Source organism: Streptomyces sp. NPDC096040 (assembly GCF_040303265.1).
Lineage (GTDB): Bacteria > Actinomycetota > Actinomycetes > Streptomycetales > Streptomycetaceae > Streptomyces.
Map to the genome: position 1 here is coordinate 1 of NZ_JBEOTA010000049.1, position 23055 is coordinate 23055.

21 protein-coding genes and 1 pseudogene are annotated in these 23055 nt (G+C 71.4%); 6 read left to right on the forward strand and 16 right to left on the reverse strand.

The genetic code is table 11. The annotated features are described in order from the left end of the window. The first annotated feature begins 221 nt into the window (after positions 1-221). The 4 genes from ABTY98_RS38850 (at position 222) to ABTY98_RS38865 (ending at position 1917) form a co-directional block, all read left to right on the forward strand. A complete protein-coding gene (locus tag ABTY98_RS38850) occupies positions 222-332 on the forward strand; it encodes a VOC family protein (RefSeq protein WP_352225904.1) in 111 nt (36 codons plus the stop codon). A gap of 255 nt (positions 333-587) precedes the next feature. After that, positions 588-1016 carry a VOC family protein gene (locus tag ABTY98_RS38855; protein ID WP_352225867.1) on the forward strand — a complete coding sequence of 143 codons (429 nt, stop codon included), beginning with the start codon at positions 588-590 and terminating at the stop codon, positions 1014-1016. 383 nt (positions 1017-1399) lie between these two features. After that, positions 1400-1693: a TetR/AcrR family transcriptional regulator gene (locus ABTY98_RS38860; protein ID WP_352225868.1), complete on the forward strand. Its 294-nt coding sequence runs from the start codon at positions 1400-1402 to the stop codon at positions 1691-1693. Then, positions 1681-1917 carry a hypothetical protein gene (locus ABTY98_RS38865; RefSeq protein ID WP_352225869.1) on the forward strand — a complete coding sequence of 79 codons (237 nt, stop codon included), beginning with the start codon at positions 1681-1683 and terminating at the stop codon, positions 1915-1917. Before ABTY98_RS38860 ends, ABTY98_RS38865 begins: the two co-directional genes overlap by 13 nt. 492 nt (positions 1918-2409) lie before the next feature. Here the strand turns inward: ABTY98_RS38865 and ABTY98_RS38870 are convergent, their stop codons facing one another. The 8 genes from ABTY98_RS38870 to ABTY98_RS38905 form a co-directional block, all read right to left on the reverse strand. Then, entirely contained in the window at positions 2410-4569 is a 2160-nt protein-coding gene (locus ABTY98_RS38870; RefSeq protein WP_502994462.1) for an SWIM zinc finger family protein, read from the reverse strand. Positions 4570-4721: 152 nt separating this feature from the next. Beyond that, on the reverse strand, positions 4722-7532 hold the full coding sequence (locus tag ABTY98_RS38875) for an SCO1167/SCO6262 family helicase (protein ID WP_352225871.1): 2811 nt from the start codon (positions 7530-7532) through the stop codon (positions 4722-4724). Positions 7533-7629: 97 nt separating this feature from the next. Next, positions 7630-8211, reverse strand: coding sequence for a sugar kinase (locus tag ABTY98_RS38880; RefSeq protein WP_352225872.1), 582 nt, complete (start codon positions 8209-8211; stop codon positions 7630-7632). Then, positions 8208-9353 (reverse strand): ROK family glucokinase, encoded by a 1146-nt coding sequence (locus tag ABTY98_RS38885; protein ID WP_352225873.1) that lies wholly within the window; start codon positions 9351-9353, stop codon positions 8208-8210. Before ABTY98_RS38885 ends, ABTY98_RS38880 begins: the two co-directional genes overlap by 4 nt. A gap of 142 nt (positions 9354-9495) precedes the next feature. Next, complete coding sequence (locus ABTY98_RS38890) at positions 9496-10260, reverse strand: ATP-binding cassette domain-containing protein (protein ID WP_352225874.1); 765 nt, start codon at positions 10258-10260, stop codon at positions 9496-9498. Next, on the reverse strand, positions 10257-11285 hold the full coding sequence (locus ABTY98_RS38895; protein WP_352225875.1) for an ABC transporter permease: 1029 nt from the start codon (positions 11283-11285) through the stop codon (positions 10257-10259). Before ABTY98_RS38895 ends, ABTY98_RS38890 begins: the two co-directional genes overlap by 4 nt. A gap of 8 nt (positions 11286-11293) precedes the next feature. After that, positions 11294-12298, reverse strand: coding sequence for a sugar ABC transporter substrate-binding protein (locus ABTY98_RS38900; RefSeq protein WP_352225876.1), 1005 nt, complete (start codon positions 12296-12298; stop codon positions 11294-11296). A gap of 201 nt (positions 12299-12499) precedes the next feature. Then, positions 12500-13237, reverse strand: coding sequence for a GntR family transcriptional regulator (locus ABTY98_RS38905; protein ID WP_352225905.1), 738 nt, complete (start codon positions 13235-13237; stop codon positions 12500-12502). 130 nt (positions 13238-13367) lie between these two features. Here ABTY98_RS38905 and ABTY98_RS38910 point away from each other — a divergent pair, with 130 nt between their 5' ends. Further along, on the forward strand, positions 13368-14378 hold the full coding sequence (locus ABTY98_RS38910; protein WP_352225877.1) for a Gfo/Idh/MocA family protein: 1011 nt from the start codon (positions 13368-13370) through the stop codon (positions 14376-14378). A 96-nt stretch (positions 14379-14474) separates the two neighbouring features. Here ABTY98_RS38910 and ABTY98_RS38915 read toward each other — a convergent pair whose 3' ends face one another. The 3 genes from ABTY98_RS38915 to ABTY98_RS38925 form a co-directional block, all read right to left on the reverse strand. Then, complete coding sequence (locus ABTY98_RS38915; protein WP_352225878.1) at positions 14475-15656, reverse strand: cytochrome P450 family protein; 1182 nt, start codon at positions 15654-15656, stop codon at positions 14475-14477. Between the two features lie 75 nt (positions 15657-15731). Further along, on the reverse strand, positions 15732-16394 hold the full coding sequence (locus ABTY98_RS38920; RefSeq protein ID WP_352225879.1) for a response regulator transcription factor: 663 nt from the start codon (positions 16392-16394) through the stop codon (positions 15732-15734). A gap of 41 nt (positions 16395-16435) precedes the next feature. Then, positions 16436-17695: a histidine kinase gene (locus ABTY98_RS38925; RefSeq protein ID WP_352225880.1), complete on the reverse strand. Its 1260-nt coding sequence runs from the start codon at positions 17693-17695 to the stop codon at positions 16436-16438. Between the two features lie 170 nt (positions 17696-17865). Here ABTY98_RS38925 and ABTY98_RS38930 point away from each other — a divergent pair, with 170 nt between their 5' ends. After that, positions 17866-18066 (forward strand): hypothetical protein, encoded by a 201-nt coding sequence (locus ABTY98_RS38930; RefSeq protein WP_352225881.1) that lies wholly within the window; start codon positions 17866-17868, stop codon positions 18064-18066. A 66-nt stretch (positions 18067-18132) separates the two neighbouring features. Here ABTY98_RS38930 and ABTY98_RS38935 read toward each other — a convergent pair whose 3' ends face one another. The 5 genes and pseudogenes from ABTY98_RS38935 to allB all read right to left on the reverse strand — a co-directional run bounded on the left by ABTY98_RS38935 (position 18133) and on the right by allB (position 22795). Then, the gene (locus tag ABTY98_RS38935) at positions 18133-18528 is read right to left on the reverse strand and encodes a ribonuclease (RefSeq protein ID WP_352225882.1); all 396 of its coding nucleotides are present in this window, start codon (positions 18526-18528) and stop codon (positions 18133-18135) included. Positions 18529-18661: 133 nt separating this feature from the next. After that, positions 18662-19287: pseudogene (locus ABTY98_RS38940) on the reverse strand (dihydrofolate reductase family protein). Between the two features lie 95 nt (positions 19288-19382). Beyond that, positions 19383-20192: an AIM24 family protein gene (locus tag ABTY98_RS38945; RefSeq protein WP_352225883.1), complete on the reverse strand. Its 810-nt coding sequence runs from the start codon at positions 20190-20192 to the stop codon at positions 19383-19385. An 88-nt stretch (positions 20193-20280) separates the two neighbouring features. Beyond that, positions 20281-21402, reverse strand: a complete 1122-nt coding sequence (gene alc, locus ABTY98_RS38950; protein WP_352225884.1) for an allantoicase — start codon at positions 21400-21402, stop codon at positions 20281-20283. 52 nt (positions 21403-21454) lie between these two features. Further along, the gene (allB, locus tag ABTY98_RS38955) at positions 21455-22795 is read right to left on the reverse strand and encodes an allantoinase AllB (RefSeq protein ID WP_352225885.1); all 1341 of its coding nucleotides are present in this window, start codon (positions 22793-22795) and stop codon (positions 21455-21457) included. Positions 22796-23055: the final 260 nt, after the last annotated feature.

Sequence of the window (23055 nt, forward strand, 5' to 3'; positions counted from 1 at the left end):
CCTCAGACAGCGAGATTGACACGGCAGAAGGCCCAGGACCTGACACCCGAACAGGGTAGCAACTTACCCTCGTGATTTCTGGCGCACCACACTAGCGTGACGGCCATGGCAATCACCGCTTCCACCGCATCCAGTACCTCCATCGCGTCCGTCACCCTTGAGGTGGCCGATCCCGAGGCCACTCGCCGCTTCTACACCGCCTTCGTGGCATCGCCCGAGTCCTGGCCCTCGGCGGCCGGGAGACCGGTGAGCGGCACGAGTATGAGGAGGGCGTGGTCGTCGTCCTGGCCGATCCCGAGGATCACGAGTTCTGTCTGAGTCAGTTCTACTGAGTCGCTCCGCGTCGAGGCAGTCCGTCTTCGTGGTCGGTCAGCCGAGTGAGGTGACGTCGCCCGTCGGGAGCGGCGGCGGCGGAGCCGGGGGGCGGCAAGGCCACCGAGGTAATGACCCGGCAAGCCCAGCCGCCCGCCTCAGGCTGGTTGGTCACGGTCTTGTCCAGTAACTGGTCTTTGGCAGGAGGGTGATTGGTCAGGACTGGATCCTGGGGGACACCGGCGGGAGGAAGAACCCACTGGTATGTTGCGCCGATGTCAGCGATCAAGAAGTTCCAAGTCACCTTTGACTGCGCAGAACCTGAGCGTCTCGCTCGTTTCTGGTGCGAGGTGTTGGGGTACGTCGTACCACCCCCACCGGAGGGGTTTGCCACTTGGGACGACTTCAAGTGCTCGCAGCCACCCGAGCAGCGGGATTCATGGTTCGCCTGCATAGATCCCTCAGGTGTGGGCCCGCGACTGTACTTCCAGCGCGTACCCGAAGGGAAGGCCGCCAAGAACCGGCTACATCTTGATGTGCGGGTCGGCACCGGACTCGTGGGGAAGGAGCGCCTCGCGGCACTTGAGGCCGAATGCGCACGATTGGTCCCGCTCGGCGCGGTACACGTGCGAACGCTGTATGACGGCAATGATTCGTGCATCCCGATGCTGGACGTCGAGGGCAACGAGTTCTGTATCGACTGAGCATTCCGCGTCCTTCCAAGCGGGCGGTCGAGGGCGGTCAGCAGGACCGCGACGCCGGCCACGACCACTACGAGACCGAGGGTGTCCAGGCCCAGGGGTGGTGCCTGTCTGGTCGGGCGGGGCCGCAGGGCGGAGAGCCGTCTGGTTCCCGACCGTGGTGGCGGAGGAGGTGACGCCGAAGACCAGGGACACCGGTCCGTGCACCAGGTTCCGGCTGGCGACCGGGCGCGAGAGCAGTACGGAGACGGCGCCCATGGGCAGCAGCAGAAGTCCTGACGTCGCGGCGGACATGCCGCGCGCGGACTCGACCGGCGGTTATGGCGATGCCGCGAGATGGACTCAGCACACGAGGGCGAACCGCACTCCCAGGAGCGGGCGGCAGTGTGGTCGCCGGTGGACAGGGGGGCAGTACGCTGAGCGGCCGGATCGACCCGCGCATCACCCGAACCACCCAGGCCTTCGAGCAGGCCATCGTGGAACTCGCTTCGGAGCGTCCGGTCTCCCAGATCAGCGTCGCCGAGCTGGCCGACCGCGCCGGGGTCACCCGTGCGACCTTCTACAACCGCTACAGCACTCCGCTGGCGCTGCTCATCCAGGTCCGCGATGCCGACCTGGACCGTGGTCACCGGCTGGAGGACGAGAGGGCGGCTACTCGGCTGCGGAGTTGCTGCGCCTGACCACCGCGGAAGTGGGCAACCACGTCGAGCGGTTCCGGGCGATCTACCGGCTCTCCCTCGACGATCCGGCGGACAGCGGAGTCCACGAAGCGCTCGTGTGCCACTTCAGCGAGTACGCCCTGGCGTTCATGGCGCGCGGTGACCGCTCAGAGCTTCGCGACGCCAACCCTCAAGTGATCGCACAGTTCATGGCTCACGGCTTCGCCGGCGCCATCAAGGCCTGACTCAAGGACCCCTCGGTCACCAAGGACGACATGGTCGACGCAGCCGTGGCCTGTGCTCCCGCATGGTGGACGCCCGGCTGTCTGCCGCGTGGGTCCTGACCGCGGCTCACTGGTCGGCACGGGCTGGTCGGATCAGCGCGGGCTACTGCGACGCGGCCCGGCGATCCGAGAACCCGCGCCCTCACCGGCACCTGCCGTAGCCCCTACCGCACCGCTCCCCCGCCCTGGGCGGCCGAGGCGTACGACGTCGTCCGCTATGCCGCCCACGGACCTGCCGCACCCGGCGGCGACGAACACGACTCGCTGCGTGCGGAGTTGTTGCGCAGGCCGTGGCAGGCTCGCATCACCCGCCGGTACAGCTACGGGAGCCGGTCCCAGTACCTGATGACCGACCGGGACGGCGGCTGGTTCCCCTACCGGGTGGAGGGTGCCAGAGCCAGGTTGGTGGCCCGGCACGACGACATCGGCAAGACCACCTGGATCGGTGGGCCTCTAGAGGTCTTCCGGCGTCCCCAGTCCCGTCAGCGCGCCCACCGGGTCCAGGTCGGGGGTGCCTCGGGGCCACCAGTCGTCGTGGTCCGGTTCGGACTCGTAGGCGTACCACAGGCCGTCGCGGCCCAGCCGGAGCTGGACATGGCCGCCGGGGTGGGTCAGGTGGTTGCGCCACGGGCGGAATGCCGGGAGGTCGGCGGCCAGGAGCAGGGGTCTGGCCCGGTCGAAGCGGCCGGCCGGCGGATCCCAGGGCTCCTCCAGCACGGCCAGTCCCTCCAGGCCGCCCTGCCGCCAGGCGGCGACCGCGCGCGCCAGGTCGCCCGGGGTACGGCCGACGGCGTCCGCGAGCGACGCGTAGAGGGCGCGGGTGGACGCGGTCAGGCCGGAGCCGGGGCGGGCCGCGGCGAGGCGTACCGCGTCCTGCCAGAGGGTCAGTTCGCCGACCGGGTCGCGTCCGGTGGCGAGCAGGGCGTGGGCGCGGGCGGCGGCGTCCGTGGCGAGCTGGTCCAGCGTGAAGGGGTCGGGTCCGCCGGGCACGCCCGGGTACACCGGAGGCTGCTCGGGGTGCGGCGGAACCGGCAACGGGGGTGGCAGCGGCGGGAGTTGACGCGCTACGAGGGCCTCGGTGGCCCGGACGCCGGGCAGGGACACCGGCTGCCGCTCCCGGGCCGCGCGGGCGGCGTTCCGCCTGGACAGCGCGTCGAGTACCTCGCGCTCCCCGCGGCCGCGCAGCAGAAGCAGCACGAACGGGTCGGCGTCCAGCAGTCGCGCGGTCTGGTAGCAGAGGGCGGCCGCGTGCTTGCAGGGATGGCCGGAGTCCGGGCAGCTGCAATGGGGTTCGAGCTCACCGGGCCCCGGCAGCAAAGGCACCCCGCTCTCGGCGAGGGCCTGCGGCAGCTCCTTGTCGAGCAACGCGGCGATGTCCGCGGGCCGGTCGGCGGCGGCCTCCAGGAACCGCTCCCACTCGTCCGCGCCGAAGGTACGCAGCCGAACCTGCACGCGATACGGCCGCGGCCGGCTCCCCTGCACATACGCCAGGACCAGCCCGGGGGTCACGGTGATGGCGTCCACATGCCCCCGCTCGGCATAACTCCGCCCCCGCGCCAGCCGCTTGACGTCCAACGCCCCCTCTTCCAGCGCCCGAACCCAGGCGTTACCCCACCAGGTCTCGGCGAAGTCCGGGCCGGAGGCGCCGACACGGGAGTGGAGGGTGGGGAAGGAAGGGAAGGTCCGGCGTAGTTCGGTGTCGCGGTGGGGGGTGGCCATGGTGCGGGGCAGGCGAGGGGTGGTGGAGGTCGCCGCCGGGTCCGGGTGGCCGGCAGCCGTGGTGGGTGCGGGGGTGTGCGACTCCGGGTGGTCGGAGGGCGTGGCGGACACAGCGGCGCCCGGCTCCGGGTGTCCGGGGGTCATGGCGGACGCGGGGGCCGTCGGCTCCGGACGGCCGGGGGCCGCGCCGCACACGGGAACGGCCAGCTCCGGATAGCCGGGCGCCACGGTAGACCCGGAGACGCCCGACAACGGAGGCTCGGACGCTCCAGCAGACCCGGGAACGCCCGACTGCCGACGCTCAGACGCCCCAGCAGACCCGGAGACGCCCGACTGCCGACGCTCGGACGCCCCAGCAGACCCGGGGGCGGTCGGCTCCGGTCGGGCGGAGGCCGCGGCGGGCGCGGAGGGAGTGGGATCCGTTTCGTAGCCCTGCGATGCGGTGAGGTGCGCGCCGTCCTCGTCGAAGGGTTCCGTCGAAGTACCTTGATCTGCCTGGGCGGTGGCCCGCCCCGGCTCGTCCGGCTCGGAATCCTCCTTCGGCATCAGGAACGCAGTGGCCAGGAACTGCCTCAGGTCGCGGGCGCGACCGCGAGCCGCATCCGCCGGGGCCGGCGACGGCAGCCGGCGTACCGCGCGAGCCGGGGCCCTTTCCGAAGCCTCTGCCGCTGTCGCCTCGGCCCGCCGTGCCTCCGCGCGCGCCGCACGCAGCGCCTCGCGCGCCACGTCACCGGGGCGGGCGGCGCCCGGCCGTACGGCAGCGGATGCCGCAGCACCGGCGTCCACCACCCCGGCATCCTCGTCGGCCTCGGGTTCGGCGTCCCCCTTCTCCGCCTCCCTCGCCGCGGCAGCCGCCCGCAGCGCCAGCCGCGCGGCGTCACTCGGCCTGGGCACTCGCGCCTCCGAGGCATCCGCACCCGGCGGAGCCGAGCCTTCAGGCCACGCCCCGGCTGGAGCCGCCTCGTCGGCCCCGGTCTCCGCACCGTGTCCCCGCGCCGCTCGCAACGCCCGCCGTGCCGCATCGCCCGGCCGCTGCTCGCCCTCGCTCATGACGTCCTCCGCAGCGACACCAGGTCGGACAGCTCGCGGTCCGTCAGTTCGGTCAGGGCGGACTCGCCGGAGCCCAGGATCGCGTCGGCGAGGGCGCGCTTGGCCTCCAGCATCTCGGCGATGCGGTCCTCCACCGTGCCCTCGGTGACCAGACGGTGGACCTGGACGGGCTGGGTCTGGCCGATGCGGTAGGCGCGGTCGGTGGCCTGCTCCTCCACCGCCGGGTTCCACCAGCGGTCGAAGTGGACGACATGGCCCGCGCGGGTGAGGTTGAGGCCGGTGCCCGCGGCCTTCAGCGACAGCACCAGGACCGGGGTCGCGCCGCTCTGGAAGCGGTCCACCATGCGCTCCCGCTCCGGTACCGGTGTGCCGCCGTGCAGGAGGTCGACCGGGACCGCGCGGGCCTGAAGGTGGGCGGTGATCATGCGGGCCATGCCGACGTACTGGGTGAAGACCAGCGCCGAGCCGTCCTCGGCGAGGACGGTGTCGAGCAGTTCGTCGAGCAGGGTGAGTTTGCCGGAGCGGGCGGCCAGGCCGTCGACTCGTGTCTCCTCTTTGAGGTACAGCGCGGGGTGGTCGCAGATCTGCTTCAGGGCACCGAGCAGCTTGAGGACCAGGCCCCGGCGCGCGATGCCCTCCGCCGTCTCGATGGCGAGCATCGATTCACGGACCACCGCCTCGTACAGGGCGGCCTGTTCGCGGGTGAGCGGGACCGGGTGGTCCGTCTCCGTCTTGGGCGGCAGCTCGGGAACGATGCCCGGGTCGGACTTCTTGCGACGCAGCAGGAAGGGGCGGACCAGGCGGGCGAGCCGGGCCACCGCCTCCTGGTCCTCGCCGTTCTCCACGGCGCGCGCGTGCCGGGCGCGGAAGGACTTCAACGGACCGAGGAGTCCGGGGGTGGTCCAGTCGAGCAGGGCCCACAGTTCGGAGAGGTTGTTTTCCACGGGGGTGCCGGTGAGGGCCACGCGCGTGGGGGTCGGGATGGTGCGCAGCGCCTTGGCGGTGGCCGAGTAGGGGTTCTTGACGTGCTGTGCCTCGTCGGCGACGACCATGCCCCAGGGCTGGTCGGCGAGCCTGGCCGCGGTGGCGCGCATGGTGCCGTACGTGGTGAGGACGAAGCCACCGTCGAGGCCGTCCAGGGTGCGGCCCTGGCCGTGGAAGCGGCGGACCGGGACGCCGGGGGCGAACCGGGCGATCTCCCGCTGCCAGTTGCCGAGCAGCGAGGCGGGGCAGATCACCAGGGTCGGTTCGGTGCGGGCCCGCTTGAGGTGCAGGGCGATGACGGTGATCGTCTTGCCGAGGCCCATGTCGTCGGCGAGGCAGCCGCCGAGGCCGAGTGAGGTCATGAGGTCGAGCCAGGCCAGGCCCCGCAGCTGGTAGTCACGCAGGGTGGCCTGCAGTGCGGCGGGCGGCTCGGCGGGCCGGATGCCGGCCGTGAGGCGGTCGCGCAGGGCCGCGAGGAGGCCGACGGGGACCGCCTCGACGGTCTCGCCGTCCACCTCGGCCTCGCCGGTGAGCGCCACGGAGAGCGCGTCGACCGGGTCGAGCAGGCCCAGTTCGCGCTTGCGGGCCTTGCGTACCAGGGCCGGGTCGACAAGCACCCAGCGGTCCCGCAGGCGTACGACCGGACGGTGGGCCTCGGCCAGGGCGTCCATCTCGGCGTCGCTGAGCGGGTCCCCGCCGAGCGCCAGCTGCCAGCGGAACTGGAGCAGTTCGTCGCCGTCGAAGAAGCCTGTGCCGTCGGTCGCCGATCCGGGGGCGGAGCGGACCACGGCGGCCGCGGTGAGGTCCTGGGCCAGGTCCCGGGGCCAGTGCACGGCGACCCCGGCCGCCGCGAGCCGGGTCGCGGCCACTCCGAGCAGATCACCCAGCTCTTCTTCGGAGAGGGCGAGTACGTCCGGCACGTCCTGCTCGGCCAGCCGGTCCAGCGGTGGCCACACCCGCGCGGCCCGGCGCACGGCCAGTGCCGCGTCCACCCGCGCGCGGGGGCCGAAGGCGGCGTCGGACTGCCCCGACCACAGCGCCGCCGCGTCGGTCATCAGGGTGGGGTCGGCCAGGCTGTGCACCTGGACGATCGCCGCTCCCGCGCGGTGCGCTCCCTCACCGTCGTCGAAGAGGTCGTACGCCGAGAGGTCGAGGCGCAGTGAGATCCGCACACCCGCGTCCATGCCGGCGGCGACCTCCGCGGCCCACTCCTGGGCGTCGGGCAGTGGCTGGGCCTCGCGGGCGGCGAACGGCCTGCCCGCGGTGTGGGGTGCGGCCGGGGTGCGGGGCAGGGTGTCGGCGACCGCGTCCAGGAAGGAGCGGATCAGCGCCTCAGGCTGGGGCAGCCGGAGCGGGCCGTGGCCGGGCAGCGGCACGGCATGGCCCTCGGCGGGCAGGGCGGCGGCCACCGCGCGCAGGTGGGCGATGTCGGCGGGCTCCAGAGGCCCGGCCCGCCAGGCGTCGTGTCCGGCCGGGGTGAGGCCGGGCAGCAGGCGGCCCCGGGCGGCGAGCCTCAGCGCGTGCTGGGCGGCGGCGCCCCAGCAGGCTGTGGCGGGGTGGGCGGCCGGGTCGCGGCGGGCCCGGACGAGCAGCGGGAGGGCCTCGCCGAGCGGCAGGGTCAGCGCGGGCACCTGCCGACGGCGGACACCGGCACCGTGCCGTCGTACGACCGTCAGGTCCTCGGTCGCGGCGCCCGGCAGCGGGTCGCCGTCCGGGTCCCAGAAGGCGATGCGGCCCTCGCGCGGGAGGTCGGCGGGCAGATAGATCGCCGCCAGGCGCAGGGGGACGACGCCCTCAGGGGTCTCGGTAACCGTGCCACCCATACGTTCTGCCACCTCCTGCCCACATCTCGGATCAGACGTCTTCGACTGTACGGGCGGGGTCTGACAACCGGCCCCGGCGACCGGCCGGGGGCCGTCTCTACGGCACGGTGCGTGAGACGACGTAGATCATCGGGTAGTTCGGGTCGGCCGTGTTCACGACCACGTCCTGGGTGGGCGCCGGGTTCTTCTGCTTGTGCGTCAGGCCCGACCAGGCACCGGGGGCGGTGAACTTCCAGCCGGTGACCTTCTGGTCGCGGGTGCTGATGCTGATGTCGTCCTTCTTGAGGTCGTCCCGCTTGACGCCCATGCCTTCCAGGAAGCTGTCGAGTCCGGCGCTGTTGGTGCGGAACTGGACGTAGAGACGGCTGGTCTTCCAGTTGTTCGTCTCGTAGTACGCGATCTTGTCGGCCGGGTGCGGGACCGGTACCTGGTAGAGCCGCCGCTGCACCTTCGACGGCCAGCCCTCGCTGAGGCCGGTCGCCGAGTACTTGGACTCCTTGTCCTTGCCGCTGTTGCGGCTCTGGTTGGCGGAGATCACCAGATAGCCGGCGGGTACGCCGATGAGCAGCACGATGATCAGCAGCGTCAGCGCCCGGCGACGCGCCTTGTGGCCGGGGGTCTCCGGCGGGCGGTGCGGTTCGTCCGGGGGCACGGCCTGGCTGGGCAGCGAAGCGGTCATGCGCTGTCCGGGGTACGGCGGGCCTCCGCGAACCGCTCGTAGCGCTCGTACCGCTCGACCCGGCGCCGCTTGGCGCGCCGGAAGCGGCGGGCGACAAGGCGGGCGAGGTCGGCGGCGCCGACCATGCCTGCCTCGGGGCCCAGCTGGGCGCGTGCGATCCGGGCCTCGGGGCGGTAGCCGCGGCCGGTCAGCTGGCGCTTGAACGCGTCCCGCGCGGGGCCGATCAGCAGGTCGTCGGCGGCGCTCACGCCACCGCCGATCACGAAGCAGGACGGGTCGAGGGCGGCGGCGAGGTTGGCGATGCCGACGCCGAGCCACTGGCCGATGTCCTGGAGCAGCTCGACGCACATGGCGTCGCCCTCGCGGGCCAGCTCGGTGATCATCGGGCCGCTGATCTCGTTGATGTTGCCCTTGACGTGCTCGATGATCCCGTACGCCACCGGGGAGTCGGCCGCGGCCAGTTCCTTGGCCTCGCGGACCAGCGCGTTGCCGGAGCTGTACTGCTCCCAGCAGCCGCGGTTGCCGCACGGGCAGCGGTGGCCGCCGGGCACGACCTGCATATGGCCGAACTCGCCGGCGACGCCGTACTTGCCGCGCTTGACCTGGCCGTCCTCCAGGATGGCGCCGCCGATGCCGGTGCCGAGAGTGATCATGACCAGGTGGTCCTCGCCGCGGCCGGCGCCGAACCGCCACTCCGCCCAGGCGGCGGTGTTGGCGTCGTTGTCGACCAGGACGGGAACCGCCAGGCGGCCCGAGAGGCGGTCCCTGAGGGGCTCGTTGCGCCAGGACAGGTGGGGCGCGAACAGCACGCGGTTGCGGTCGGCGTCGACCCACCCCGCCGCGCCGACGCCGACCGCGTGCACGTCGTGCCGGTCGGACAGGTCCAGGACCAGCTCGACGATGGTGTCCTCGACGACCTTGGGGCTCTTGGACTTGTCCGGGGTCTCCGTGCGGAGTTTCTCCAGGATGTTGCCGTCGGCGTCCACTACGCCCGCCATGACCTTGGTGCCGCCGATGTCGATGCCGACGGTGGGGACACGGGGGGCCGTCAGGTGGGACCGGCGCTCCCTTGTGCCGACCGTTCGCAGGACGGTGGCTCGGCGGGAGCCTATGGGGGCGGTGAGGTCGCGGTAGGTGCTCATCGGGCTTGATTCTGCCGCACGAGAAAGGGTGGCGCCGTTCAGGGGAGATAAGGAGCGGGGCGTCGCCGTTGCCGGGTGACGGTCGTATGTGGCTGGTCGCGCCCACGCGGCGGAGCCGCACATGGATACGCCCGCGCCCCTTTCAGGGACGCTGCAGCTCGTGGCGTAGAGCGTCGAGGTCGCTTCCACCAGCCATCTGGCCGGTCAGTTCCTCCAGCGTGATTTGGTCACGTGTGTAGCTCCCCACCATCGTGCCCCTCTTCAGCAGCACAAAGCGATCGCCCACCAAGTACGCGTGATGCGGATTATGGGTGATCAACACAACACCCAGCCCCTGGTCCCGTGCCGCCGCCACGTATTTCAGCACCACACCGGACTGCTTCACTCCGAGTGCCGCCGTCGGCTCGTCCAGGATCAGGACCTTCGCGCCGAAGTAGACGGCCCTCGCGATCGCCACGCACTGGCGTTCGCCGCCCGACAGGGTGCCGATGGGCTGGTCGACGTCCCGGAGGTCGATGCCCATGCGGAGGAGTTCGGTGTGGGTGGTGCGGCGCATGAAGTCGACGTCCAGGCGCTTGAGGACGCCCTTGCGGGGTTCCGAGCCGAGGAAGAAGTTGCGCCACACCGGCATCAGCGGGACCACGGCCAGGTCCTGGTAGACGGTGGCGATGCCGCGGTCCAGGGCCTCGCGCGGGGAGGCGAGGGTCGTCTCCTCGCCCTCGATGCGCAGGCTGCCGCCGTCGTGCCGGTGCAGGCCCGCGACAATCTTGATCAGGGTGGACTTGCCGGCTCCGTTGTCGCCGAGGACGCAGGTGATCTCGCCCGCGTGGACCTCCAGGGAGACCCCTTCCAGGGCGCGGACGGTGCCGTAGTGCTTGCTGACGTCGGTCAGCCGGACGAGGGTCATGCGGTGGCCTCCGCGCGCTTGCGGACCCAGGTGTTGAGCAGGGTCGCGAGGAGCAGCATCGCTCCCAGGAAGAACTTGAACCAGTCGGGGTTCCACTCGGCGAAGACGATGCCCTTGCTGGTCATACCGAAGATGAGCGCCCCGACCGCCGAGCCGACGGCACTGCCGTAGCCGCCGGTGATCAGGCAGCCGCCGATGACGGCCGCGATGATGTAGATCAGCTCGTTGCCGACGCCCTCGCCGGACTGGACGGCGTCGTAGGAGAAGAGCAGGTGCTGCCCGGAGATCCAGGCGCCGAGCGCGACGCCCATGTAGAGGCCGATCTTGGTCCTGGTGACGGGGACGCCGACCGCGCGGGCCGCGTCCTGGTTGCCGCCCACCGCGAAGATCCAGTTGCCGGCGCGGGTGCGTAGCAGGATCCAGGAGGCGATCGCGACCAGGGCGAGCCACCAGAGGATCGTGATCTTGAAGTCGACTCCGCCGACGGTGAGCGTCGAGGCGAAGACCGCGCGGGCGGACGGGAAGCCCTCCATGTCGGCGATCGTCTTGGTCGAGACCGTGCCGTCGATCAGCTTGGTGAAGCCGAGGTTCATGCCGGTGAGCATCAGGAAGGTGCCCAGGGTGACGATGAAGCTGGGCAGCTTGGTGCGGGCTAGCACGAAGCCGTTGAAGGCGCCGATGGCGAGGGTCACCAGGAGCGAGACTCCCACGCCCACCCAGGTGTTCGCCGTCATCTGGTAGCTGAACATCGACGAGATGAGGGCGGAGGACGTCACCAGGACGCCCGCGGAGAGGTCGAACTCGCCGCCGATCATCAGCAGCGCCACCGGGACGGCCATGATGCCGATCGTCGAGGAGGCGTAGAGGACCGTGCTGATGCTGGACACGCGCAGGAAGCCGTCTGCTGCCACCGCGAAGAAGAGGAAGACGGCGACCGCGCCGACGACCGAGCCCAGCTCCGGACGGGAGAGGAGTTTCCGCAGCGGAGAGGTCTGCAGAATCCTTTCGTCAAACGGGTGTTCCATGGTGGTGCTCATCGGGTGCCCCGCTCGGTGTACTTCGCCAGTGCGGCCGCCTGGTCCTTGGTGATGATCTGCGGGCCGGTGAGCACCGGCTGCCCGCCGCCGAGGACGTCGCCGTTGTACTTGTAGAGCCACAGCAGGTCGACCGCCTGGTAGCCCTGGAGGTACGGCTGCTGGTCCACGGCGAAGCCGAGGGAGCCGTCCTTCAGTTCGGCGGCGACCTTGGCGTTGAGGTCGAAGGTGTCGACCTCGGCCGTGCTGCCCGCGTCCGTCTTCGCCTTCACGGCGGTGTCGGCGTACGGCGCCCCGAGGGTGACGACCGCGTCGATCGACCTGTCGGCCTGGAGCTTCGCCTCGATCGAGGACTGCACGTCGGGCATGTTGGTGCCGTTGACGTAGAGGTTCTCGACCTCGCCGTCGAAGTTCTTCGCGACGCCCGCGCAGCGCTGCTCGTGGCCGACGTTGCCCTGCTCGTGCAGGACGCACAGAGCCTTCTTCTTGCCGCGCTTGTTCAGCTCGTCGCCGACCGCCTGGCCCGCGATGGTCTCGTCCTGGCCGATGTGCGCGAGGGCGCCGAACGCCTTGGACTCCTCGGAACCGGAGTTCACGGTGATCACCGGGATGCCGGCCTTCTCGGCGCGGGCCACGGCCGCCTTGAGGGCGTCGGGCTTGGCGAGGGTGACGATGATTCCGTCGACCTTCTTGTCGACCGCCGCGTCCACGAGCTGGGCCTGCTGCTGGGCTTCGTCGTCGTGCGAGTAGAGGAAGTCGATGTTGTCCTTGCGGGCGGCCTGCTCGGCACCGCTCTGCACGATGTCCCAGAAGGTGTCGCCGTCCCCCGAGTGAGTGATCATCGCGAAGGTCCAGCGGGGGGTGTTCACCGCCGCCCTCCCCTGGGCCGCCGCGGCGTTCCGGGCGTCCTCCGCCCGCTTGCCGCCGGTACTGCTGCATCCGGCGAGGGTGACGCTGAGCGCCCCCGCCACCGCGATGCCCACCCAGGTCCGAAACCGTGCCACGAGGCCGTGCCCTTCTTGCCGTGCTCATACGTGCGAGAGGGGCGGGCGAGCTCACCGTGGGTGACCACCGACGGCGACCGCGCCTGCCCCAAAAGCCTCAGTATCGAACATGGGGTACACCCCTTACGGCGGCGGGGGCACTCTACGGTCGCATTGTCCGGACATTGCGACTAACAGAACGTCGGGAACCGGGCCGTGCGCTCAGGACCGTACGAGCAGCTGGAACTCGAAGGAGTAGCGGGTCGGCCGGTAGATGTGGTCGCCGAACTCGACGGCGCGGCCGGTGTCGTCGTACGTGGTGCGCCGCATGGTGAGCAGCGGGGCGCTCTCCGGCTCGGCGAGCCGCTCGGCCTCGGCGGCCGTGGCACCGCGCGCGCCGATGGACTGGCGGGCGCTGTGCAGGGTGATCCCGGCGGCCCGCATCAGACGGTAGAGGCCGGTCGCCTCCAGCTGCCCGGTCTCCAGGTCGAGCAGGCCGGGCGGCAGGTAGTTGGTCAGATACGCCATCGGCTCGCCGTGCGCCAGCCGCAGCCGCTCGATGCGGTGCACCTCGGTGTCCTCGGCGACCGCGAGCGCTGCGGCGACTTCGGCGGACGCCGGGACGACGGTGTTGACCAGCACCTTCGTCGCGGGGCGCTGGCCGGCCGACTCCAGGTCGTCGTAGAGGCTGCTGAGCTCCAGGGGGCGTTTGACCTGACTGTGCACGACCTGGGTGCCGACACCCCGGCGACGGACCAGGAGGCCCTTGTCGACGAGGGACTGGATGGCCTGACGCACGGTCGGGCGGGACAGGCCGAGCCGTGCGGCGAGCTCGATCTCGTTGCCCAGCAGGCTGCCGGGGGTGAGCGAGCCATGCTCGATGGCCGCCTCCAGCTGCTGCGCGAGCTGGAAGTACAACGGCACCGGCGAGCTCCGGTCCACACTCAGGTCGAGCGGCACGGTCGGGTCCACATCTGGTTTCGGCACGGGCCCGAGCGTATCCCCGTGACGGGTTGACGGGAAGTTGTGTAGTCCGATTGTCCGGACATACGGATTGACAGCGCGCGGGGTGCACCCGCACCTTGTTCCCATGCGCATCGGGGTCATCGGTACGGGCCGCATCGGTACCATTCATGCGAACACGCTCAGCCGTCATCGCGAGGTCGGATCGCTGATCCTCACGGACGTGGATCCGGCGCGGGCCCAGGATCTGGCGCACCGGCTCGGCGAGACGGCGGCGCCCGGCGCGGACGAGATCTTCAAGTGGGGCGTGGACGCCGTGGTGATCACCACGGCCACCTCGGCGCACGCCGACCTGATCGGCCGGGCGGCGCGGTCCGGGCTCCCGGTCTTCTGCGAGAAGCCGATCGCCCTGGACCTGCCGGGCACGCTGCATGCCCTGGCCGAGGTGGAGAAGGCCGGGACGGTGCTGCAGATGGGCTTCCAGCGGCGCTTCGACAAGGGGTACGCGGGCGCCCGGGAGGCCGTGCGCTCGGGCCGGCTCGGACGACTGCACACCGTACGGGCGCTGACCTCCGACCAGTCCCCGCCCCCGCCGGAGTGGCTGCCGCTGTCCGGCGGGCTGTTCCGGGACGCGCTGATCCACGACTTCGACGTGCTGCGCTGGGTAACCGGCCGCGAGGTCGTCGACGTGTACGCGACCGGCTCGGACGCCGGACCCGCCGTGTTCCGCGAGGCCGGTGACGTGGACACCGGCGCGGCTCTGCTCACCCTGGACGACGGCACGCTGGCGACGGCCACCGCGACCCGGCTGAACGGCGCCGGGTACGACGTGCGGATGGAGCTGGCCGGGGAGCGGGACACCGTGGTGGTCGGCCTGGACGACCGTACGCCGGTGGCCTCCACCGAGCCGACCGGGCCGCCGCCCGCGGACAAGCCGTGGCCCGGCTTCCTGGAGCGGTTCGGAGCCGCCTACGAGGCCGAGCTGTGCGCCTTCGTGGAGGTGGTGCGCGGCGGCCTGGCCAACCCCTGCGACGGGCGTGAGGCGCTCCAGGCGCTGCGGATCGCAGAAGCCTGCGAGCTCTCCCGGCACGAGCGAAGACCGGTGGCGCTCGCGGAGATCCCGGACCGGCTGGGCTGATGACCTGACCGCGCCCTCGCCCGCGCCCTGCCGCGACCACGGCTACGGCTACGGCTACGGCTACGGCTACGGCTACGGCTACGGCTACGGCTACGGCTACCAGCGCACCGGAAGGCTGCGCACCCCCCTCATCAGCGTGCCCGGCAGCCACTCCCCGTGCCGGCCGTCCAGGGCCAGGTCCGGGGCGCGCTCCAGGAGGGAGCGCAGGGCGATACGGCTCTCCAGGCGGGCCAGGGGCGCGCCCAGGCAGAAGTGGATGCCGTGCCCGAAGGCGAGGTGGCCACGGTTGTCGCGGCGGATGTCGAAGCGGTCGGGCTCGGGATAGCGGGCGCCGTCGCGGTCGGCGGCGGTGAGGCCGATCATCACCGGGTCGCCCCGGTCGATGGCGGTGCCGGCGATCTCCAGGGGCTCGGCGGCGTACCGGTACGTTGCGTTCTCCACCGGGCCCTCCCAGCGCAGGATCTCCTCGACCGCACCGTCCAGGAGGCTCATGTCGGCGCGCAGGGCGGCGAGTTGGGCGGGGTGGGTGAGCAGGGCGAGGACGCCGTTGCCGATCAGGTTGACGGTGGTCTCGTGGCCGGCGATCAGCAGCACGTAGGCCATACCGCGCAGCTCCTCGACGGAGAGCCGGTCGCCGTCCTCTCCGGTGGTGCGGATCAGGTCGCTGAGCAGGTCGTCGCTCGGGCCCGCGGTCCGCTTGTCCTCGATCAGCACCTTCAGAAAGTCGGCGAGCTCGGCGAACGCGTCGTACTCGTTGCCCGGACGGGCGGAGCCGACCACCTCGTTGGAGAGTTTCCGGAACCGCGCGCGGTCCAGCTCGGGGACGCCGAGCAGTTCGCTGATCACCGTGATCGGCAGCGGGTAGGCGAGGGCGTCGATCAGGTCGGCGCGGCCGCGCGGGAGCATCTCGTCGAGCAAGCGGTCGGTGATCTCCTGGATTCGCGGCTCCAGTCCGGCCACCCGACGGGCTGTGAACGCACGCGTGATGAGCCCGCGCAGCCGGGTGTGCTGGGGCGGGTCGGCGGCCAGCAGGTGCTTGCCGATCCGCTCCTCGTCTAGGAACTTGAAGCCGACCCTCTCGGTGTCCTTGGCCAGTCTGGGGTCGGCGAGTGCCGCGCGGGCCTCCTCGTACCCCACGACCAGCCAGGTCTCGTGGTACGCGTCGGGCAGCGGCCAGCGCACCCGGTGCACCGGGCCGCGCTCGCGCAGCCGGGCGTACACCGTGTGCGGGTCCGTACGCAGACCGTCGCCGTACTCGCCGAGGTCGGTCACCTGCATGCCGTACTCCCCCTTCAGGAGGTCCCCGAGGCCGTCCCGTATCCGCAGAACGCTCGGGGCCCTCGACTGGTGCCCCTACTCCTCCGGCAATCCCGCGTCGTACGCAAGCAGCGCGATCTGGACGCGGTTGTTCAGGCCGAGCTTGGCCAGGATGCGGGAGACGTGGGTCTTGACGGTGGCGACGCTCATGAACAGGCCCGTGGCGATCTCGGCGTTGGCGAGGCCCCGGCCGACCGCGACGGCGACCTCGCGTTCGCGGTCGTTGAGTGCGGCGAGCCGCTCACGCGCGCGTGCCTGCCGGGTGTCGGCCTGCGTGCCCGCCGCGTGCCGCATCAGCTGGCGGGTGACGGCGGGCGACAGGACGGGGTCGCCGGCCGCGACCCGGCGCACCGCGTCGACGATCTCGGCGGGCGGGGTGTCCTTGAGGACGAACCCGGCGGCTCCCGCGCGCAGGGCGTGCAGCACCTGTTCGTCGGCGTGGAAGGTCGTCAGGACGACGACCTGCGGGGCGTCCGCACGGGCGCGCAGCCGCTCGGTGGCGGTGAGCCCGTCCACGGACGGCATACGGATGTCCATCAGGACGACGTCCGGGCGGGTGCGGTCGACGAGCGCCTCGACCTCGTCGCCGTCGGCGCCCTCTCCGACGATCTCGATGTCCCCGGCGCCGCCCATCATCAGGGACAGCCCCGCCCGCACCAGGGGGTCGTCGTCGACGAGCAGCAGTCTGATCGCGGTCATGGCTCCTACGTAATCACGCGGGTACGACATCACGGGGTCGTTCAGCCTGCGGCCCAGGGGAGCCAGGCCCGCACCTCGAAGCCGCCGTCGCCGGTGGCCCGGTGCCGCAGCCGGCCTCCGGCCAGCGTCGCGCGTTCGGTCAGGCCGATCAGGCCCTGGCCGGAGCCGGGGACGTGCGGGACCTCGGTCCCGGGGGCCGGGTTGTGCACGGTGATGTCCAGGCCGTCGCCGGGGGCTCCGGCGACACGGACGGTGACCTCGGCGCCGGGGGCGTGCTTGCGGGCGTTGGTGAGACCCTCCTGGGCGATCCGGTAGGCGGTGCGGCCTACGGAGGCGGGAACGGCCGCCGGGTCGCCCACGTGGTTGTCGAGGATGACCTTCATGCCGGCCTGGCGGGACTCGCTCACCAGCGCGTCGAGGGCGGCCAGCGTGGGCTGCGGCCGGCCGCCCGCCTCGTCGCCGTCGGCGGCGCGCAGCACGCCGATGATCTCGCGCAGGTCCTGGAGGGCCTCATGGGCGCTTTCCCGGATCACCCCGGCCGCGCGGGTGATCTCCTCCCGGGGCGCGTCGGGACGGAACTCCAGGGCCCCGGCGTGCACGCTGAGCAGGGTCAGCCGGTGGGCGAGGACGTCGTGCATCTCACGGGCGATGGCCTCCCGGGCCAGCCGCTGGGCCCGCTCGGCGCGCAGCCCGGCCTCGGTCTCGGCGCGCCGGGCCCGGTCGCGCAGGCTGAGCATCAGGTGCCGCTTGGAGCGGACGAACATGCCGAGGCTGGTGACCAGGAGGATGAACAGCGTGACGAGGGCGACGACAGCCAGGTAGGGCAGGTCGGGGTCGGGCCGGAGCCAGTAGAAGAACGGGATGATCGCGAGGTTGCCGGCGGCGATCCAGGCGACGTAGCGGAACGGGCGGTGCACGGCCGCGGTGAAGAGGGCGACCATGGCGGCACCGCCCGCGGTGTCGGAGACGAAGCTGACCGGGATCATCGCGATGGCCAGGCCCATCGGCCAGCGGCGGCGCAGCCAGACCGCGCCGCAGGCCAGACCGCCGATCAGCTGGTCGGCGACCGCGAGGCCGTGCGAGACGTTCGGGTCCTGCCGCATGGTGTTCGCGGCAGCCGCGCCCAGGAGGACGGCGAGCACGAAACAGCTGAAGTCGACGAACCAGTCGCGCGCGGTGCGCCGGGGCCGCCGGCCGGCCGGGCCGGCGTCGGGATCGAGTTCATGGATCACGGCGGACGGGAAAAGCCACCGTCGCCGCTCGAACGTCCGTATCGAGATGTCACCGGTCACGGTCGGCAAATCTACGCAGGACCGGTGCGTGCCACCTCCCCGCGCACGGGATCGTCGACCAAAGTTGGGCCCCTGTGGACTTTCGGTACGGCACGCGCGCGTGCGGACAGACTTCCGGCAGGCACAACTCGCCCCACGGCCGATGGCATGGGGGGAAGCCGCGGGGCGAGAGTCGTGCTGTGAAACAGCTGCTGGAACTGCTCGGATTCGTCGCTCTGGTGCAGGGTGCGCTGGGCCTGCTGCACGAGTTCACCCACTGGCACGTGGGCCTCCTGCAACGGCTCGGCTTCCTCGACGGCTACGGCGTCTACGCGAGCGTCGCGCTGATCGTGCTGGCGTTCGCGCTGTTCGCCGTCGCGGGGAGCCGGAGATCCGGCTGAACGCGGACCGGACCTCCGGCTGGTCGCGCCGTTCCTGGCGACCGACCGATGGACTCGGCCAGGGGCTCAGCAGCCGAAGTTGACCAGGTCGAACGTGACGTAGTGGTCCGCCGTGTAGTAGTCCTCCTGGGTCTTCTTGCCGGTCACGATGCGACGTGCTCCGCGCGTAGAAGAACCGGGCGTCTTCACGGTGTACTCGTGGTAGTAGCCAGAGGCCTGGCTCGGCAGTACGCCCTCCTGGTTGCGGAAGACGACGCCGTCCTGCGAGTACGGGAACGGGCCGCCCGACGCGATCAGGTCGAGGGTGTCGTACGCCTGCGACGGCAGGTCGCTGTAGCAGATGCTGCCGACCGAGGCGGCAGCCGCGTCCGCCGTGGTGGCGGTGACCGTACCGCCGACGAGGAGGGCGGACAGGACGGCGCCCGCGGCGCCGATGCGGGTGATTCGTGGGGGGAATCTCATGGCTCCATGATGACGCGCGTAGACAGTGGCATGTCAATGACAAGTCTGGAGAATTTCCCGGCAAGTCCCTTTAGTTTTCGGGGAGTTAACCTGGGGCCCGCGGCCTTCACAGGGCGGGCCCCGGCCAACGGCGCTAGGCGTTCGCGTCGGCGATGTACGAACCGTAGTCGGGGCGGCCCGCGAGGTCGTACGACTGGACGGAGACGCCCGCCGCGGTGACCCGGCCGCCGGTGTGCCGGAACTTCGTGGGCACGGCGCCCTCCTGGAAGAAGCGGCGGCCCGTGCCCAGCACGACCGGGAACGTCAGCAGGTGGAGGGTGTCGACCAGGCCCAGTCCAGCAGGGAGCCGACCAGCGCGCCGCTGCCGTGCACCTGGAGCTCTCCGTCGGTGCGCTCCTTGAGGGCGGTGACCTCCTTGGCGAGGTCACCGCCCAGGACAGTGGTGCCGGACCATCCGGGGTCGGTGAGGGTCGCGGACGGGACGTACTTCGGGAGCGCGTTGAGCTTGGCCGCGACCGGGTCGGCCGGGTCGGTGACCTTCGGCCAGAACGAGGCGAAGACGTCGTACGTACGGCGGCCGAGCAGGAAGGCACCCACCCGGTCGAAGACCTCGGTGACGAACCCGCCGAAGTCGTCGTCGCCGTAGGGGTGGCTCCAGCCGCCGTGGGTGAAGCCGCCGCCGGGGTCCTCCTCGGGGCCGCCGGGCGCCTGGTAGATGCCGTCGAGGGTGACGAACATGGTGGAGACGAGCCTGCCCATGAGAGGTGCCTGCTTCCTGGGGTGCGGTCAGCTGTCGTCAGCTCAGACCCCGGGGGCGCCCACAACTCGTCGGCCGTGATCGTCCCTACGGCACCTCACCCCGCGTGCGTCGAGAACAGTCCGCCGGTCGGGCCCTGCTTGTCGCCGCCCTGGGCCTTCTTCAGGGCGTTGGCGAGGCTCTCGATGGTGAGGGACTGCAGGATCACCCGGCCGTTGCCCTCCAGGGTGGCCAGGGAGAGGCCCTCGCCGCCGAACACCGCGTTCATGAGGCCCTGGCGGTTGAGGCCGCCGACGCGCTGGACGCCGTACTGGATGCCCTCCTCGAAGGCGACGACACAGCCCGTGTCGACCTCGATACGGCCGCCGAAGTCGGCGGGGTTGAGGTCGATGAAGTTGCCCGCGCCGGCGATGATCACCGTCCCGTGGCCGGTGAACTTCTCCAGGATGAAGCCCTCGCCGCCGCTCATGCCGGTGCGGCCGCCCTGGAAGGCGATGCCGAACTCGACGGTGGACTCGGCCGCGACGAAGGCGTCCTTCTCGGCGAACCACGCGCGCGTGCCGTTGAGTTCCAGAGCGCGCATCTCGCCGGGCAGCACGCCCGCGAAGCCGACGGTGCCTTCACCGCCCTGTGCGCTGAAGTACTGGAACGCCAGCGACTCGCCGGCGAGCATGCGCTGGCCGACCTGCATGGCGGTGCCCATGGCCTGGCGCAGCATGCCGCCCATGCCGCCGCCTCCGCCTTGCGGCTGGCCGCCGCCGTTCGGGCCGCCGAGCCGCGTCTCCATGGTCACGTTCGTGGTCTTGAACAGGAACTTTCCGGCTTCGCAGTAGACGGTCTGGCCGGGGTGCAGGTTGACGACCGCCATCTGCATGGCGTTGCCGACGATTTCTTGCTGAAGGGTCACGGAAAAGGAACGTAGCCGACGCTCCAGCGGTTCCCTCGCCCACCCACCCGGATGCCCGGGGACGGCCAGGCGGGTGGGAAAGCAATCGTCAGGACAGTTCGCGGTGCCTCGCTGTCAAGGCTGCTGATCCCGTCTCCGTCGGTGAGCCGTACAGCCGCAGGCGGGAGATTCCGCCGTCCGGGAAGATGTCCACGCGCGCGTGCGTGCCTACGGCGGGGGAAGCCAGGACGAAGCGGTGGTTCGTGTCCGGCAGGAGGCGGGTGCGCGGGAGGACCTCCCGCCAGTCGCCGTCGCCGTTGTTGTCGGCATCCTTCACCGACACCGAGGCCCAGCCCGCGCTGTTGCCCTTGAGGTACGCCGTGTCGATCTCGATCGCCCGGATCTGGGACCGGGCCACCAGCCGGTAGCGGATCCAGTCGTTGCCCTGGTCACGGCGGCGGCGCGTCTCCCAGCCGTCGTCCATCTTGCGGGAACGGCCCGGCTGGATGGTGTTCGTCGCCGGTGAGTAGAAGAGGTTGGAGGCGTCCTCGACCTGGCCGCCGTTCTCCAGAGCGACCACGTCGAAGGTGCCCAGGGCCGACAGCCACTCGGGGTCCGGGACGACCTCGCCGTACACGCGGAGGCGGGCGATGCCGCCGTCGGGGTGCTGGTTGACGCGGAGGTGGGTGAAGCACTGTTCGACGGAGACGGCGAAACCGTTTGCCGCGTGGCCGCCCACCGGCGTGCGTGGGACCAGCGGAGTCCACTTCACGTCGTCGCCGAGCAGCTCCGCCGGGGACGGGAAGCCGGGGACCGACGTGCCCTCGACCGACACCGCCTGCGGGTAGTTGCCGCGGAAGTGGGCCGTGTCGACGACGATCCCGCGGACCACGCCGGGGGCGCCGAGGCGGACCAGCGCCCAGTCGTGGTCCTCGGCCGTCGGCCAGGGGTGGCCGGCCGAGGCACCGCGGCGCCGGCGCGTCTCCCAGCCGTCCATGATCTTGCCCTTGTGCCCGAAGTGCTCGGGGTCGAACTCGGCCCGCCCGGGCACCAGCAGGTTCTCCCGCTGGGCGAAGAACTCGTCGTTGGCTGCGATGACCCCGGCGCCGAGCTGCCGGTCGGCGAGGTTGGCGTACTGGGTGAAGGGGAAGTCGGCCGTGCGGTAGTCGGCGTACGGGTCGCCGCCGGAGTAGGGGTGCGCGTCGCCGGTGAAGGTCGGGATCGCCGTCAAAGAAGGTCTTCCTCTCGGGTGTCGGCCGCTGCGGGTGCGGGAGCGGGATCGGTCAGGGGGTGCGGGTGAGCAGGCGTCCCTTCGGGGCCGTGAACTCGCCGTCCGCGACGATGCGTTCGCCGCGCAGCCAGGTGGACTTCACGACGCCGTACAGGGTCTTGCCCGCGTACGCGGTGACCCGGTTGCGGTGCTGAAGGCCGGCCGGATCCACGGTGAAGGTCTCGTCGGGCGCGAGGACGGCGAAGTCGGCGTCCCGGCCCGGAGCGATGGCGCCCTTGCGCTCGTCGAGGCCGACGAGCGCTGCCGTGCGGGCCGACATCCAGCGGACCACGTCCTCCAGGCCGTGGCCACGCCTGCGGGCCTCGGTCCAGACGGCGGGGAGGCTGAGCTGGAGGCCGGAGATGCCGCCCCAGGCGGTCGCGAAGTCGGCGGTCTTCAGGTCGGCGGTCGAGGGCGAGTGGTCGGTGACCACGCAGTCGATGGTGCCGTCGGCCAGCGCCTGCCAGAGCAGGTCCTGGTTGGCCGATTCCCGGATGGGCGGGCAGCACTTGAACTCGCTGGCGCCGTCCGGAACCTCCTCGGCGGTGAGGGTGAGGTAGTGCGGGCAGGTCTCGACGGTGAGGCGGACGCCCTCCGCCTTTGCCGCCGCGATCAGCGGCAGCGCGTCCGACGAGGACAGGTGCAGGACGTGCACGCGCGCGTGGAGGCGTTTCGCCTGGGCGATCAGCTGGGCGATGGCCGTGTCCTCCGCGTCGCGCGGACGCGACGCCAGGAAGTCGGCGTATCTGGGGCCACCGTGCTGCGGGGCGGCGGCCAGGTGGTGCGGGTCCTCGGCGTGCACGATCAGCAGGCCGCCGAAGGAGGTGATCTCCGCCAGGGACTGGGCGAGCTGCTCCTGGTCGAGGTGCGGGAACTCGTCCACACCGGACGGCGACAGGAACGCCTTGAAGCCGAAGACTCCGGCGTCGTGCAGCGGGCGCAGATCCTTGACGTTGTCGGGCAGCGCGCCGCCCCAGAAGCCGACGTCCATGTGCGCCTTGTCGGCCGCGACCTCCTGCTTGGCGCGGAGGTTGCCGACCGTGGTGGTCGGCGGCAGCGAGTTGAGCGGCATGTCGACAAGGGTGGTGATGCCGCCGGCCGCCGCCGCGCGCGTGGCGGTCCAGAAGCCCTCCCACTCGGTGCGGCCCGGGTCGTTCACATGCACATGGGTGTCGACCAGGCCGGGCAGCAGCACGTCGTCGCCGAAGTCCTCCAGGCGGGCGCCCTCCGGGACGGGGGCGTCGTACGGAAGTACGGCCGTGATCGTCCCGGCGGACACGGCGACCGAGGCGGCCCGTGTCCCCTCCGGGGTGATGACGCGCGTCGAGCGCAGCACCAGTTCAGCGTCGGACACCCGGACCCCTCTCTCTGGCCGCCGTTTTACTTCCGGGAAACGGGATTTACACCCACGTAACGGAATTCAACGTTCTGTTGAAGGAGTCTTCACTCCCACCCCCGCGCCGTCAAGGGCACACTGCTTCTCGGGGGCTCACAGGCGCACACTCTGGACGTTTCCACAAAGTGGAATTATAATTCCGGCAAGCAGAACGTAGCTACGTACAAGCAAGGCGTCAACCGGCTGCCCGGTAGGCTTCTGCTCTTCTGCCCGGTCCG